This window comes from Fundidesulfovibrio soli, from assembly GCF_022808695.1.
GTDB lineage: Bacteria > Desulfobacterota > Desulfovibrionia > Desulfovibrionales > Desulfovibrionaceae > Fundidesulfovibrio > Fundidesulfovibrio soli.
Genome location: NZ_JAKZKW010000002.1, coordinates 173,607 through 187,134 on the forward strand (window position 1 = coordinate 173,607; position 13,528 = coordinate 187,134).

General features: G+C 66.7%; 14 protein-coding genes and 1 tRNA gene. 5 read left to right on the top strand and 10 right to left on the bottom strand.

Going from position 1 to position 13,528, the window contains the following annotated elements; all coding sequences use genetic code 11:
* Window positions 1–19: 19 nt before the first annotated feature.
* From truB to MLE18_RS04640, 10 genes are all read right to left on the bottom strand, one after another.
* Window positions 20–961 (bottom strand): tRNA pseudouridine(55) synthase TruB, encoded by a 942-nt coding sequence (gene truB / locus MLE18_RS04595; RefSeq protein WP_243367747.1) that lies wholly within the window; start codon window positions 959–961, stop codon window positions 20–22.
* Window positions 961–1,917: a DHH family phosphoesterase gene (locus MLE18_RS04600; protein WP_243367749.1), complete on the bottom strand. Its 957-nt coding sequence runs from the start codon at window positions 1,915–1,917 to the stop codon at window positions 961–963. The genes truB and MLE18_RS04600 overlap by 1 nt, the downstream gene beginning before the upstream one ends.
* A complete protein-coding gene (gene rbfA, locus MLE18_RS04605; RefSeq protein ID WP_243367751.1) occupies window positions 1,910–2,251 on the bottom strand; it encodes a 30S ribosome-binding factor RbfA in 342 nt (113 codons plus the stop codon). Before rbfA ends, MLE18_RS04600 begins: the two co-directional genes overlap by 8 nt.
* A 210-nt stretch (window positions 2,252–2,461) precedes the next feature.
* Window positions 2,462–2,749 carry a DUF503 domain-containing protein gene (locus MLE18_RS04610; RefSeq protein ID WP_243367753.1) on the bottom strand — a complete coding sequence of 96 codons (288 nt, stop codon included), beginning with the start codon at window positions 2,747–2,749 and terminating at the stop codon, window positions 2,462–2,464.
* 57 nt (window positions 2,750–2,806) lie between these two features.
* Complete coding sequence (gene infB, locus MLE18_RS04615; protein WP_243367755.1) at window positions 2,807–5,788, bottom strand: translation initiation factor IF-2; 2,982 nt, start codon at window positions 5,786–5,788, stop codon at window positions 2,807–2,809.
* Window positions 5,775–6,029, bottom strand: a complete 255-nt coding sequence (locus MLE18_RS04620) for a YlxR family protein (RefSeq protein WP_336605561.1) — start codon at window positions 6,027–6,029, stop codon at window positions 5,775–5,777. Before MLE18_RS04620 ends, infB begins: the two co-directional genes overlap by 14 nt.
* A complete protein-coding gene (gene nusA / locus MLE18_RS04625) occupies window positions 6,001–7,329 on the bottom strand; it encodes a transcription termination factor NusA (RefSeq protein ID WP_243367759.1) in 1,329 nt (442 codons plus the stop codon). Before nusA ends, MLE18_RS04620 begins: the two co-directional genes overlap by 29 nt.
* Before the next feature lie 25 nt (window positions 7,330–7,354).
* Window positions 7,355–7,834 (bottom strand): ribosome maturation factor RimP, encoded by a 480-nt coding sequence (locus tag MLE18_RS04630; protein WP_243367761.1) that lies wholly within the window; start codon window positions 7,832–7,834, stop codon window positions 7,355–7,357.
* Window positions 7,835–7,974: 140 nt separating this feature from the next.
* Window positions 7,975–8,050 (bottom strand) — tRNA-Gly (locus MLE18_RS04635).
* Between the two features lie 78 nt (window positions 8,051–8,128).
* Window positions 8,129–8,770, bottom strand: a complete 642-nt coding sequence (locus MLE18_RS04640) for a potassium channel family protein (protein ID WP_243367763.1) — start codon at window positions 8,768–8,770, stop codon at window positions 8,129–8,131.
* Window positions 8,771–8,951: 181 nt separating this feature from the next.
* Here MLE18_RS04640 and flgF point away from each other — a divergent pair, with 181 nt between their 5' ends.
* The 5 genes from flgF to MLE18_RS04665 are packed head-to-tail and all read left to right on the top strand — an operon-like array spanning window position 8,952 to window position 13,527.
* Window positions 8,952–9,737 (top strand): flagellar basal-body rod protein FlgF, encoded by a 786-nt coding sequence (gene flgF, locus MLE18_RS04645; RefSeq protein ID WP_243367764.1) that lies wholly within the window; start codon window positions 8,952–8,954, stop codon window positions 9,735–9,737.
* A gap of 14 nt (window positions 9,738–9,751) precedes the next feature.
* Entirely contained in the window at window positions 9,752–10,537 is a 786-nt protein-coding gene (flgG, locus tag MLE18_RS04650; protein WP_243367766.1) for a flagellar basal-body rod protein FlgG, read from the top strand.
* A 15-nt stretch (window positions 10,538–10,552) separates the two neighbouring features.
* Window positions 10,553–11,560, top strand: coding sequence for a flagellar basal body P-ring formation chaperone FlgA (flgA, locus tag MLE18_RS04655; RefSeq protein WP_243367768.1), 1,008 nt, complete (start codon window positions 10,553–10,555; stop codon window positions 11,558–11,560).
* Between the two features lie 30 nt (window positions 11,561–11,590).
* On the top strand, window positions 11,591–12,355 hold the full coding sequence (locus MLE18_RS04660) for a flagellar basal body L-ring protein FlgH (protein ID WP_243367770.1): 765 nt from the start codon (window positions 11,591–11,593) through the stop codon (window positions 12,353–12,355).
* A 59-nt stretch (window positions 12,356–12,414) separates the two neighbouring features.
* Window positions 12,415–13,527: a flagellar basal body P-ring protein FlgI gene (locus MLE18_RS04665; protein ID WP_419714885.1), complete on the top strand. Its 1,113-nt coding sequence runs from the start codon at window positions 12,415–12,417 to the stop codon at window positions 13,525–13,527.
* The last annotated feature ends 1 nt before the right edge of the window (window position 13,528 follow it).

Here is a 13,528-nt window from a genome sequence, read left to right on the forward strand (position 1 = left end):
ATCCTCCGTTTCATCGGGTTCAGGCAGGATTGCCCGGTGCGTCCTGGCGGAGGTTGATGCCTCGCAGGATCGCCCATCGCCTGGCGCCGTCCTTGTCCTGGGGTTCGGCCAGGGCCACGGGCAGGCCGTCCGGCTCCACGAGCATGGCCCGCGTGTCCGGTCCGGGGAGTTCCTCCAGGGTGAGCCATTTGCCGTCCCGCACCTTCTTCGCCTGTTCCTGAGTCAGCGTCAGGGCAGGCCAGTGCGGCAGGGCGCGCTCCAGAGGGACAACCCGTTCGGCCAACCGCTCGGGGTGGTCAACCAGTTCGTCGAGATCGACGGCCTGGTCCAACCCGAAAGGATGGCTGCGCTCCCGGATGAGTTCAGTCAAGTGTGCTCCGCACCCAAGTCGCGTCCCCAGGCTGTGGACCAGGGAGCGTACATAGGCGCCGGAACTCACTCTCACCCGGAAATGTATCTGCGGCAGCTCCATGTGGAGCACTTCCGCATCGAAAACTTTTATCGGCTTCACCACCACGGGGACGTCCTCCCCACGGCGGGCCTTCTTGTAGAGAGGCTGCCCGTCCACCTTCACGGCGGAGTAGGGCGGTATCTCCTGTGTGGCCATGGCCGTCCAGGCCGCCACGGCCTCGCGGGCCTGCTCCTGGGTGATGTGCTCCCAGGGGGCCTCGGCGGTCACCGCGCCTTCGGCGTCGAAGGTGTCGGTGGTCTGGCCCAGGCGCAACCGCCCGGAATAGACCTTCTCGCCCTCGGTGAGAAACCCGGCCAGCTTGGTTCCCTCGCCCAGCAGCACCACGAGCACGCCGGTGGCCATGGGGTCCAGCGTGCCGGCGTGGCCGATCTTGCGCTGGTCCAGCTGGCGCTTGATGATCTCCAGGCAGCGGGCCGAGGTGGGGCCGCCGGGCTTGTTCAGCGCCAGCACGCCGTGCTGCTGCGGATACCTTGGGGGCTGCTTCGCCACTAGGCCCCCAGAACCTGGCCAAGGGCCTCTATCAGGCGCGGCTCCACTTCGTCCAGTGCGCCCTTGATGCTGGCCCCGGCGGCGCAACGATGCCCGCCGCCGCCGAAGGCGGCCGCAACGGGCTGGATGTTCAGCTCGGAAACGGAACGCAGGCTGAGCTTGAGCCCCCCGGCCTCGTCCTCGCGCAGGGACTGCACCACGCGGCAGCCCTTCACGCGCAGCAGGAAGTTGGCCAGGCCGTCGCAGTCCTCCGCGTCGGCTCCCAGCCTCTCCAGCTGCTCCCTCGTTATGCGGATAACGCCCAACTGTCCATCGAAATAGAGCCTGGCCACGCCCAGCACCTCGCCCCAGAGCCTGAACCGGGGCAGGGACCACTGGTTCTGGATCAGCTCGTTGATGAGCGCGGGCTTGAGGCCCTGGCGCATGATCTGCGCCACCATCTCCATGCAGTGGGGGGAGGTGTTGTCGAAGCTGAAGTGGCCGGTGTCCGTGACGATGCCCAGGTAGACCGCCTCGCCCAGCGCCCCCGTGAGCGTCAGGCCCAGGGCCAGGGCCAGCTCGGCCACCATCTCGCAGGTGGAGGAGCGGGTGACCTCCACCCAGTTGTGCGCGCCCCACTGGGGGTTGTTCACGTGGTGGTCGATGACGATAGTGGGCCGCTGGGTCATGGCCTGCTGCAGGGCGGGGCCGCCGCGGCGCGAATCGCCGCAGTCCAGGGCCACGATGAAGTCGAAATCTTCAAGGGGGGGCAGTTCCGTGGCGATCTCCCCGGGCAGCTTCACCCAGGTGAACGCGCGCGGCAGGCCCGAAACGTCGTAGAGGGCCACCTGCTTGCCCAGGGCCAGGAGCAGGTGCCCCATGGCCGCCATGGAGCCAATGGCGTCGCCGTCCGGGGCGGCGTGGGAAGCGACCAGGAAACGGGTGCCCGACTGCAGGGCGCGCAGGACGTCATGCATGGGGATGGCCGTAGACCATGGTTTCCAGGAACTGGTCCAACTCGAAGCGCAGGTCGGGGACGAACTTGCTCTTGATGCGCCTGCCGATGTTGGAGCGCAGGAAACCCTTGGCCTGGTAGAACGCGTCCTTGGCCGCCTTGATGCGGGCGTCGTCGCCGTGCATGGTGAAGAGCACGGTGGCCACGCTCATGTCGGAGTTCATGCGCACGCCGCTGATGGTCACGAGCTCCAGGCGGGGGTCCTGCATCTCTTCGGTGAGCAAGGTGGCGATCTCGCGCATGATCTGGTCGGCCATGCGGATGGAGCGCCGGGAAGGGCCTTCTTTGGTCGTCATGAAATATCCTGTTCGGGCGGGCGGGATCTTCGAAGGGAAGCGAGTCCGGCGCGACGGCCCGTCAATCATTCTGCGGTCGGCCGTCGGTGGGCGGGCGGACCGAAATTTTGCCGGGGGAGGGCCTCCGGCGGCCAAAGGGCTTCGCCCTTTGGAATCCCAGACAATTGGAGCTGCGCGGTGCGGATGCGAGGCCCGCTTCCGGCCGTGTGCCTACTGGCCGATCAGCTCGATGTCGTCGTATATAAGTTCCGCTTCGTCGGCGGCAACCACCATGTTCAGGGCTTTCTGCAAGAGGCCCCGGGCGTGCTTGGCGTCCGGGCTCACGGTCACCGCCGCCAGCACGAGGGACTCGTGGCTGTCGTGGTGGGCCACTTCGCTCACTGCCACATTGAACTTGTTGCGCAATTTGGCCTTGAGCTTCTGGGCCACGGAGCGTTTGCCTTTCAGGGAGTCGTTGCCGTGCAGGCGGAACTCCAGGCTCAGGACGCCGATGATCATGGTTGGCCCGCTGAAAAGCCGCCCCGTCCGCAGGCGCGGACGGGGCGGCTGTACGGATTAATCCAGGGTGTCGGCTTCTTCCACGGTCTCGAAGGCTTCGATCACGTCGCCGACCTTGATGTCGTTGAAGTTCTCCAGGCCCATGCCGCACTCGTAGCCCTTGGTCACTTCCTTCACGTCGTCCTTGAAGCGCTTCAGGCTGGCGAGCTTGCCGGTGTAGACCACCACGCTGTCGCGCAGCAGGCGGATCTGGGCGTTGCGGGTGATCTTGCCGTCCAGGACGCCGCAGCCCGCGACGATGCCAACCCTGGGCACGCTGAAGGTCTCGCGGACCTCAGCCTGTCCCAGGTACTGCTCCTTGAGCACGGGGGCCAGCATGCCGGACATGGCCGCCTTGATCTCGTCCACCAGCTTGTAGATGATGTCGTAGAAGCGCAGGTCCACGCTCTCGCGTTCGGCCAGTTCCTTGACCTTCACCGAGGGGCGCAGGTTGAAGCCGATGATGATGGCTTCGGAGGCGGCCGCCAGGAGCACGTCGGACTCGGTGATGGCGCCGGTGCCCGCGTGGATGATGCGGATCTTGACCTTGTCGCCCGAGAGCTTGGTGAGCGCCTCGGAGATGGCCTCCTGCGAGCCCTGCACGTCGGCCTTGAGCACCAGCTTGAGCTCCTGGGCCTCGGCTTCGTTGCGCGAGGCCAGGAAGGTCTCCAGGGTGATCTTGGTGGCCTTGCCCAGCTCGCGTTCACGCTGCTTGGCCAGGCGGTCCTCCGCGATGCGACGGGCGACCTTCTCGTCCTCGAGGCAGGTGAACATCTCGCCCGCCTCGGGCACGCCCTCGAAGCCCTGGACCTCGACCGGCATGGCCGGCCCGGCTTCCTTGATCTTGCGGCCCTGGTCGTCGAACATGGCGCGCACGCGGCCGGAGAACAGGCCGCAGACGAAGGCGTCGCCCTGACGCAGGGTGCCCTCTTCGATGAGCACGGTGGCCACGGGGCCGCGGCCCTTGTCCAGCTTGGCCTCGATGATGTGGCCCTTGGCGCGCTTGTCCGGGTTGGCCTTGAGCTCCAGCACTTCGGCCTGCAGCAGGATCATCTCCAGCAGTTCGTCCAGGCCGAGGCGCTGCTTGGCCGAGACGTAGGCGAAGATGGTGTCGCCGCCCCATTCCTCGGGCACCAGGTTGAACTCGGCCAGCTCGCGCTTCACGCGGTCGGGCTCGGCGCCGGGCTTGTCGATCTTGTTCACGGCCACCACGATGGGCACGCCGGCGGCCTTGGAGTGGTTGATGGCCTCGCGGGTCTGGTCCATGACGCCGTCGTCGGCGGCCACGACCAGGACCACGATGTCCGTCACCTTGGCGCCGCGGGCGCGCATGGCGGTGAAGGCCTCGTGACCGGGGGTGTCCAGGAAGACCACGTCGCCCTTGGGGGTGCTCACGTGGTAGGCGCCGATGTGCTGCGTGATGCCGCCGGCCTCGCCCATGACCACGTTGGTGGAGCGGATGGCGTCCAGCAGCGAGGTCTTGCCGTGGTCGACGTGACCCATGATGGTCACGACGGGGGGCCTGGGCTGCAGCGTCTCGGGGGCGTCGGCGCCCTCGGTCACCAGGAACTGCTCCTCGTCGAAGCCGACCTTTTCAACCTCGTAGGCGAACTCGGCGGCCACCAGCACGGCGGTGTCGTAGTCCAGCGACTGGTTGATGGTGGCCATCATGCCCATGGAGAGCAGCACCTTCATGAGGTCCTGCGCCTTGAGGTTCATCTGGCGGGCCATTTCGGAGACGCGGATGGCCTCCTCCATGCGGATCTTGCGCTTGATGGCCTTCTGCGGCTGGGCCTGGGCCTGGGCGGCCATGATCTGTGCGATCTGGTCCACACCCTTCTTCTTCTTGGGGTTCTTGCCCCCGCGACCGGTGCGGTCCTGAATGTCGCCCATGCGCTTCTTGCCGCCGCGACCGCCGCGTCCGTCCTCCGCCGTACCGGCGCCGAACTCGACCACGCGCTTATCCTTGCGGCGCTTGGAGTCGCGGCTTTCGGCCTCGGTCGGGGGGGCGGGCTTGGCGTCGGTTCCGGGTGCGCCGGGGCGCGCGCCGAAGGGCGGGCGGGGACCGCCGGGTCCGCCGGGGCCGCCAGGACCGCCGGGACGGCCAGGTCCGCCGGGACGCTGCGGATAGCCACCGGGCCCAGCAGGACGGCCGGGGCCGCCGGGTCCTCCGGGACCGCCGGGGCGGGGCTGATAACCGCCGGGTCCGCCGGGGCGGGGGCCCGAGGGGCGCTGCGGTTCCGGCGCGCGGGGTTCGGGCATGGAAATGATGCGCACCTGCGGGCCGATGGGCACTTCCCGCTTGGGCTTCTTGACCTTTTTCTCCTGCTCGGCGGCAGGGGCCTGGCCTTCCTCGGCCTTGGGGGCCTCGGCTTCGGGAGCGGCGGCAGCCGGCTCTCCTGCGGTGGGCTCCTGAACCTGGGCAGGCTCCTCGGCCTGCGGGGCCGGCGCCTCGGGCGCTGCCTCGACCACGGTTTCGGCCACGACCGGGGCGACGGGCTTCTGGGCCTCGGTCTCCACGGGCTTGGCGAATTCGTGCTCGTGCACCACGGGCATCTCTTCCGGCTCGGGCTCGGCCTCGGGCTGGGAAATGATCCTGGCCGGCGGGGTTTCGCTCAGGCGGCGGCGGGGCCGGGGCTCGCGGGGCTGCCTGGGGGCGGCTTCCTCCACGGTCTCGGCTGCCGGCGCCTCGGAGGCGGGAGCCTGCTCGACGGGCGCTGCGGCTTGCTGGGCGGCGGGGGCTTCGGCGTGGGCTTCCTCGCTTCCGGGCGCGCTGGCGCGGCGGCGGCGCACAACCACTCCCGGCTGGGACTGGCTCTGGACCACCTCCGATTTGGCGAGGCCATGCTTGATCTTGGAGCGCACCAGGGCGACCTGGTCGTCTTCCAGGGTGGCCATATCGCTGGCCGCCCGGATGTCGAGCTCCCTCAGGGCTTGATAGATGTCCTTGTTGCTGACCCTCAGCTCCTTGGCGAGGTCGCGGACCCTAAGCTTCGTCACGTTTGCCTTCCCCCTTGCCTTTCCTCACGGCGGCGGCGCGCTTGGGGAATTTCGCCTTGCAGGCGTCCCCGGCGCAACAGTAGTAGCCCCTTCCGGGCTGGATATACGCCTCATCGGGCGTCCATTCACCTCGCCACACGTGGCGGGTGAGCTCTTTTTTCGGGAACCGCCCTCGGCACACGATGCACGTGCGCACGGGCCCCCGTATCGCATCAGTCGTTCTGTTCGTCATTCCCGGCATTTTCCGCCGTTTCCCGGGGCATCTCTTCGCCCTCGGGGCCGTCTTCCTCCGCCTCTTCGGGCTTGGGCTGCGCGGGCAGCAGGAGCCTGATGGCGGCGCGCAGGTGGTCGCGCTTGGTGGGGGTCATCCCCTCGATACGGTCCAACTCCTCGTCGGCGGCTTCGGCCAGCATGGCCACGGTGTCGAAGCCCGCGGAGAGGAAATTCTCCATGCTCATCTCGGCCACGCTGGCAAGCTGTTCCATGCCCTTGCGCGCCACGTTGAGCTCCGCGTAGCGGGAGTCGGTAAAGATGTCGATCTTCCAGCCCAGCAGCTTGGCCGCCAGCTTGACGTTCTGGCCCTTGCGGCCGATGGCCAGGGTCAGCTGGTCGTCGGGCACCACCACTTCGAGGGTCTTCTCGTCCTCGTCCACCATGATGCGGGTGATGCGCGCCGGAGAGAGGGCGTTGGCCGCGTAGGTGGCGATTTCGGGGTGCCAGACCACGATGTCGATGCGCTCGCCGTGCAGCTCCTGCACGATGTTCTGGATGCGCGAGCCGCGCACGCCGACGCAGGCGCCCACCGGATCCACGTCGCGGTCCTTGGAGGAGACGGCCACCTTGGCCCGGGAGCCGGGGTCGCGCGCCACGCCCAGGATGCGCACCGTGCCGTCGGAGACTTCGGGCACTTCGCGCTTGAACAGGGCGGCCATGTAGTCCGGGTGGGTGCGGGAGATGATGATCTGGGGTCCGCGTCCGCTGGGCAGCACTTCGATGATGAAGGCCTGGACCCTGTCGCCGCGCTTGTAGCGCTCGCGCGGGATCTGCTCCTCTTTGGGGAGCATGGCCTCGGTGCGGCCCAGGTTGATGATCCAGCCGCCGCGGTCGCGCCGCTGCACGATGCCGGAGACGATCTCGCCCTTGCGGTCCTTGTATTCCTCGTAGATGATCTCCTGCTCGGCGTCGCGCATGCGCTGGATGATCACCTGCTTGGCGGACTGGGCCGCGATGCGTCCCAGGTCCTCGACCTTGAGCTTGAAGCCCAGCTCGTCGTCCATCTGAACATTGGGGTCGACCTCGCGGGCGGCCTCCAGGTCGATCTCGGAGAGGGGGTCTTCCACCTCGTCGACGACGATCTTGAACTGGAACACCTCGATCTCGCCGGCCTCGTCGTTGTAGCTGACCTCGATATCCATGTGGTCGCCGAACTTGCGGGCGACCGAGGAACGTACGGCTTCCTCGAGAGTGTCGATGAGCAGATCGCGGTCGATGCCGCGGTCCTTGCTGATCTGGTCGATGGCCTTGCGAAGCTCCATGCCCATGTACGGTCCTCCGGTGCCCCGGCGCCTAGTGGCGCTCGGCGGCTTTGTCTGCCTTGGAAGTCTTTTTCGCCCTGGCCTTGCTCTCTTCGGGTGTCTCGAAAGTGAAGACCAGTTTGGCTTTGGCCACCGCGCTCCAAGGGAAGGAGACGGACGCGCCCTCGCACGTCATGTTGAGGACGTCGCCGTCGAGGGAGTCGAAAGTCCCCTTGTAGCGCTTGCGGCCCCCGTGAGGGACGGCCAGGGTGATGTCCAACTCCTGCCCGATGTAGGGCGGCAGCTGGGAAAGTTCAAAGAAGCGCCTGCTCAGCCCGGGGGAGGAGACCTCAAGGTGGTAGGCCCCGGGAATGAGGTCCTCCACTTCGAGGGCCGCGCCCAGCTGGCGGCTCACCGATGCGCAGTGCTCCACGTCGACGCCGTCCGGGCCGTCGATGAACAGGCGCAGGGTGGGGCGGCCTTCGCCACCGGCGAACTCCATGCCCCAGAGGGACAGGCCGAGGCTTTCCACGAATGGATCGGCCAATTCCTTAATTCTGGAGAGCACTTTGGTGTTGTCTGTGTTCATAGCAAAAAAAAAGTGGACCGAACCGAATGGCCCACCCCTGTAATCGCGAAGGCCTTCCGGCCCAGGCGTCATGAGGATTTATTTGGAGCGGGCGACGAGATTCGAACTCGCGACACCAAGCTTGGGAAGCTTGTACTCTACCAACTGAGCTACACCCGCTCGCAAAGACGACATATTATGCGTTAGGGGCGGTCTGTCAAGCAAAATCGGGCAGGTTGGGGACTTTTGGACGGCGGATCACTCGCTCACGTCCCTCTTTTCCTGGAACAGGCGATTGATCAGGTAGGCCACCACAAGGGCGAAGTAGAACTGCCCGAAGATGGCCTGGGTTATGGCGAGGCGCTGAGCCAGAAGGGTGCGCGGGGCCATATCGCCGTACCCCACGGTGGTCATGGTGGCGAAGCTGAAATAGATCATCCCGTCCATGATGCGGTCCAGCTGGATGGGGAGGGTGAACGATCCCGGGTGGACGCCCTCCACCAGGGTATAGAGCAGCGCCCAGAAGAATCCCATTGTCAGGTAGCAGTTCACCAGCGCGAAGATCTCCGCCTTGCTGACCTCCTTGGAGGTCAGCACGAAGCGCACCGTGGAGCTGATGCCGTAGATCAGGCACAGCAACCCGGAGATGCAGAACATCAGGTTGAAGTCCACGTCGTGGAAGCCCTTGAACCAAGCCAGCGCATAGGACAGGGAGCTGGCCACGAGCATCACGTTCAGGAAGGCGTTGCGTGCGAAGCTGAACAGCGCCACCCCGAAGATGATCAGGTAGAACAGGAGGCTGTCCACCAGAGGGTGCAGATGGCCGCCGCCCACCAGCGCGCCCACGAGCATGCAGGTGTTGATGATCTGCTTGTTCTTGGAGAGGTAAGCCGGGAGCAAGGTTCGACCGCCTGGATGGAGTGGAGTTCCTGAGGGCGGAGACCGCCTTCAGTTGCCTTACCCCGCAAACGTTCCGGCTTCAACGGGCAATCCGCGGACGCGGCTGTGTCCTCCCCGTCGGCGTTCTTCCTCGCGTATGGCACGCTTCATGCTGTGTCTTGGCGCGAGGAGGACCGCCGCCATGCAACAAAGCACAATCAGCGCGCTGTTCGGGGCCTTGAGCAACGAAACGCGCCTCAACCTGATCGCCAACAATTTGGCGAACGCGAACACCGCCGGGTACAAGGCCGACAAGGTCTCCTTCCAGGACGTGTTCCAGCGCATGGCCTCCGACTTCAGCCCGGACGCCCGCAACGACCTGCAGGAGAAGAACCTGCTGCCCAGGCCCATCCTGGTGGCCAAGCCCCGGCTGGCCGAGCAGACTCTGGACATGACCCAGGGCGGGCTGGAGGCCACCGGCAACCCCCTCGACCTGGCCATCACCGGCCCCGGCTTCTTCCGGGTGCAGACCCCCGAAGGCCAGTTCCTCACCCGCAACGGCCAGTTCTACCGCAACAACCAGGGCATGCTGGTGACCAACCAGGGCTACCCCGTGCTGGGCCAGTCCGGCCCGGTGACCCTGGGCGAGGGCAAGACCGTCACCATCACCCGCGACGGCCAGGTCTCCGTGGACGGCGACATCGTGGGGGCCATCGACATCGTGGACGTGGCCGACCCCAAGCAGCTCAAGAAGTACGGCCAGAGCATGTTCGCGGGCCCCGACAACGCCCAGCCCGTGACCCGGGCCATCGAGGCGGGCAAGACGGGCATCAACCAGGGCTACATCGAAAAGCCCAACGTCAACGTGGTCGGGGAAATGGTGGCCATGATCGAGGCCCAGCGCTCCTTCGAGGCCTACGCCAAGATCATCAGCAGCACGCAGGAAATGGACCAGAACGCCACCGCCAAGGTCGGCGAAACCAGGTAAGGGGGATCAGGCGTATGATGCGCTCTCTCTATACGGCCACCACCGGCATGGTGGCCATGCAGACCCAGATAGACACCATGGCCAACAACCTGGCCAACGTGAACACCATCGGCTTCAAGAAGAGCCGGGCCGAGTTCGAGGACCTGATGTACCAGACCCTCAACGTGGCCGGCACCCAGAACGAGGGCGGCTCCCGCATCCCTACGGGCATGCAGGTGGGCATGGGCGTGCGCCCCACCACGGTGCACAAGTTCTTCCAGCAGGGCGACTTCCAGAACACCGGCAACCCGCTGGACGTGGCCATCTCGGGCCAGGGCTTCTTCCGCCTGCAGGACCCCTCCGGCAACGACGTGTACACCCGGGCGGGCTCCTTCAAGCTCAACCAGGACGGCACCATCGTCAACGCCAACGGCTACACCCTGCAGCCCACCGTCACCATCCCGCAGCAGACGACGAACATCGTCATCACCGAGCGCGGCGTGCTGAGCGCCACGGACTCCGCGGGCAACGTGCTGGCCACCAGCACCATCCCCCTCTACACGTTCATCAACCCGGCGGGCCTCACCGCCCAGGGCTCCAACGTCTACAAGACCTCCGAAGCCTCCGGCGCCGCCCAGGAGCTCACCCCCGGCGACCAGAACGCCGGAACCCTCGTGCAGGGCTTCATCGAAGGCTCCAACGTGCAGATGGTGGACGAAATGGTGGGGCTCATCGTGGGGCAGAGGGCCTACGAGGCCAACTCCAAGACCATCACCACGGCGGACTCCATGCTCCAGACGGCCGTGAACATCAAACGCTAGCCCGGGAGAGTGGCCATGAACACCGCACGCACCGCTCGGCAAAGGCTCCATGCCCGCACGCTGGCCGCCCTGGCCGCCGTCCTGGCGCTGCTCGCCGCCGCCACAGTCTTCGGGGCGGACCCCATGGCCTGGAAGGTCCGCATCGCGCCCGCCGCGGCCATCGGCGGGGAGCGGGTGATGCTGGGCGACATCGCCGAGCCCGTGGGCCAGATCGACCCCGACACCTGGCGCATCCTGGCCTCCACGCCCCTGTGGCCATTCCCGGGCCGCGAGGGCCAGCTGACGCTCACGCGCAAGCGCGTCCTGGAGGACCTGGACGTGCTCTTCCCGCGCTCCGCGGGCAACTTCATCGTTCCCGAGCAGGTGGTGCTCAAGAAGGGCGGCGGGGTGCCGGTGGCCGGGAACGAGGTCACCAAGATGATCGTCGATTTTCTGACGGAGAACATGACCGGCGTGGACGGCGAGCTGGAGGTCAAGGAGATCTCGCTGCCGGGCCAGCTGTTCATCGACCCCGACACCGAGAAGCTCTCCGTTGAGTCCGTGGGCCAGATGACCCCCGGTCGGGTCAGCCTGCGGCTCACCGTATCGGACGTGCAGGGCAAGCCCATCCGGCAGATCGCGGCCAGCGCCTTCGTGAACCTGTGGAAGGTGATCCCGGTGGCCTCCAGGCCGCTGAACATGCGCGACGGCGTGGTGGCGGGCGAGATGGTCACCTACGAGCGGCGCAACCTGGCCCTCATCAAGGGCCTGCCCTGGGACGCCAAGAACCCAACGCCCATGCGCGCCAAGACCTCGCTCAACCAGGGTGTGCCCCTGACCATGGAGAACCTTGAGCCCATGCCCGCCATCCTCAAGGGCGAACAGGTGACCTGCCTGTGGAACGGCAAGAGCATCCACCTGGCCATGCCCGTGACCGCCGTCACCGAGGGAGCCAAGGGCAGCCAGATAACGGTACGGAACGTGCAAAGCGGAAGGGAGCTGGCGGCCTGGGTCCAGGACTCCAAAACCGTGGTGGCCAGATAGGCCCGTAGGGCCAAGCAGGGAGGAGAGGCTATGCGTACCAACAAGAAATTCGTGAGCGCGGCGGTGTGCGCCCTGGCGGCCCTGAGCGCGGCCTGCGCCCCCCCGGCGCAGAAGCAGCCGAGCCCCATGAGCTCGCTGACCCCGCCGGTGATGCAGGCGCCTTCCCCGGTGAACAACCCCGGCTCGCTCTATTCGCAGGCCGCCCAGCCCAGCTACCTCTACGAGGACAACCGGGCCAGGCGCATCGGCGACGTGGTGATGGTCAACGTCACCGAGAAATCCAACGCCAAGAACAAGTCCAAGACGAAGTCCAACGGCAAGAACACCATGGACATCGGCGTGAACAACTACTTCCAGAGCGCCACCATGGACCCCTTCCCGGGCTCCAAGGCCCTGCGCTCCACCACCGGGATGGACCTGGGCGCGCTGGCCGGCATGAAGGGCGTCAACGGTTCGACCCCCATGGTCAGCACCAGCCGCAACGACCAGTTCGACTCCGACGGCGAGACCAGCCGCGAATCCACCGTGACCTACACCATCGGCTGCCGCATCGTGAACATCCTGCCCGGCGGCGTGATGCAGGTGGAGGGCGCGCGGCAGGTGCGCGTCAACGACGACACCCAGATCATGGTGGTGCGCGGGCTGCTCAGGCCCATGGACGTCGGCCCGGACAACGCCGTGCCCTCCACGGCCCTGGCCGAGGCGCAGATCGACATGTTCGGCACCGGCGTGCTGGCGGACCGCCAGAAGCCCGGCTGGCTGTCGAGGATTTTGGACAACATCTGGCCGTTCTAGCCACCTCGGGGGAGGGGGCGAACGTCAGCGGGCCGCGCAGCGGTCACAGAGGTATCGACATGTTCAGGCATCGCATGACCACACTGCTCTTGACGGGCCTTATCCTGGCCGCGCTGTTCTCTGGGGAGGGGCGCGCGGCCAGGATCAAGGACGTCGCGTCCTTCTCGGGCGTCCGCACCAACCAACTCGTGGGCTACGGCCTGGTGGTGGGCCTTTCCGGCACCGGCGACAAGCGCGGGTCGGACTTCACCATCCAGTCCATCTGGAACATGCTCGACAAGATGGGCGTGCGCGTGGACAAGCGCACCCTGCGCCCGGCCAACGTGGCCGCGGTCATGGTCACCTGCCAGATGCCCGCCACGGCCAGGCCCGGCACCAAGCTGGACGTCACCGTTTCGTCGCTGGGCGACTGCTCCAGCCTGCTGGGCGGCGTGCTGCTCATGACGCCCATGAAGGGCGTGGACGGCGAGCTCTACGGCCTGGCCCAGGGCCCGCTGGCCGTGGGCGGCTTCCAGGCCTCGGGCGCGGCGGCCACGGCCACCAAGAACGTGACCACCGTGGCCTCCATCCCCGGCGGGCTCAACGTGGAGCGCGCCATCCCCTTCGACTTCAACCAGCAGCACGACCTGACCATCAACCTGGGCTACTCGGACTTCTCCACGTCCATGGCCATCGCCAAGAAGATCAACCAGAGCATCGGCGGCAGCTACGCCCGCGCCACCGACGCCTCCACCATCAAGCTCGACATCCCCGAGCAGTTCAAGGGCAATCTCGTGCCCCTGATGGCCACCATAGAGAACCTGGAAGTCACCCCGGACAACAAGGCCCGCGTGGTGGTGGACGAGAAGACCGGCACCGTGGTGGTGGGCCTCAACGTCAAGCTGACCCGATCCGCCGTGACGCACGGCAACCTGCAGATCCTCATCCAGGAGTCCGCCGAGGTGTCGCAGCCGCTGCCCTTCGCGCCCATCGGCGCGCAGACGGTGGCCACGCCCGAGACCAGCATCAGCACCAAGGAAGAGAACCGCAAGCTGCGCATGCTCGAAGGCGCGACGCTCCAGGAACTGGTGGAGGGCCTCAACGTGCTGCGCGCAACCCCGCGCGACCTGATCAGCATCCTCAAGACGCTCAAGTCAGCGGGCGCGCTGCATGCCGACCTCGAGGTGATCTAGC

Coding starts and splice junctions, on each gene's coding strand:
- MLE18_RS04600 (WP_243367749.1), bottom strand. CDS start 1,917: ATGCATGACGTCCTGCGCGCCCTGCAGTCGGGCACCCGTTTCCTGGTC.
- rbfA (WP_243367751.1), bottom strand. CDS start 2,251: ATGACGACCAAAGAAGGCCCTTCCCGGCGCTCCATCCGCATGGCCGAC.
- MLE18_RS04610 (WP_243367753.1), bottom strand. CDS start 2,749: ATGATCATCGGCGTCCTGAGCCTGGAGTTCCGCCTGCACGGCAACGAC.
- MLE18_RS04620 (WP_336605561.1), bottom strand. CDS start 6,029: ATGCCGGGAATGACGAACAGAACGACTGATGCGATACGGGGGCCCGTG.
- nusA (WP_243367759.1), bottom strand. CDS start 7,329: ATGGGCATGGAGCTTCGCAAGGCCATCGACCAGATCAGCAAGGACCGC.
- flgF (WP_243367764.1), top strand. CDS start 8,952: ATGCAACAAAGCACAATCAGCGCGCTGTTCGGGGCCTTGAGCAACGAA.
- flgG (WP_243367766.1), top strand. CDS start 9,752: ATGATGCGCTCTCTCTATACGGCCACCACCGGCATGGTGGCCATGCAG.
- flgA (WP_243367768.1), top strand. CDS start 10,553: ATGAACACCGCACGCACCGCTCGGCAAAGGCTCCATGCCCGCACGCTG.
- MLE18_RS04660 (WP_243367770.1), top strand. CDS start 11,591: ATGCGTACCAACAAGAAATTCGTGAGCGCGGCGGTGTGCGCCCTGGCG.
- MLE18_RS04665 (WP_419714885.1), top strand. CDS start 12,415: ATGTTCAGGCATCGCATGACCACACTGCTCTTGACGGGCCTTATCCTG.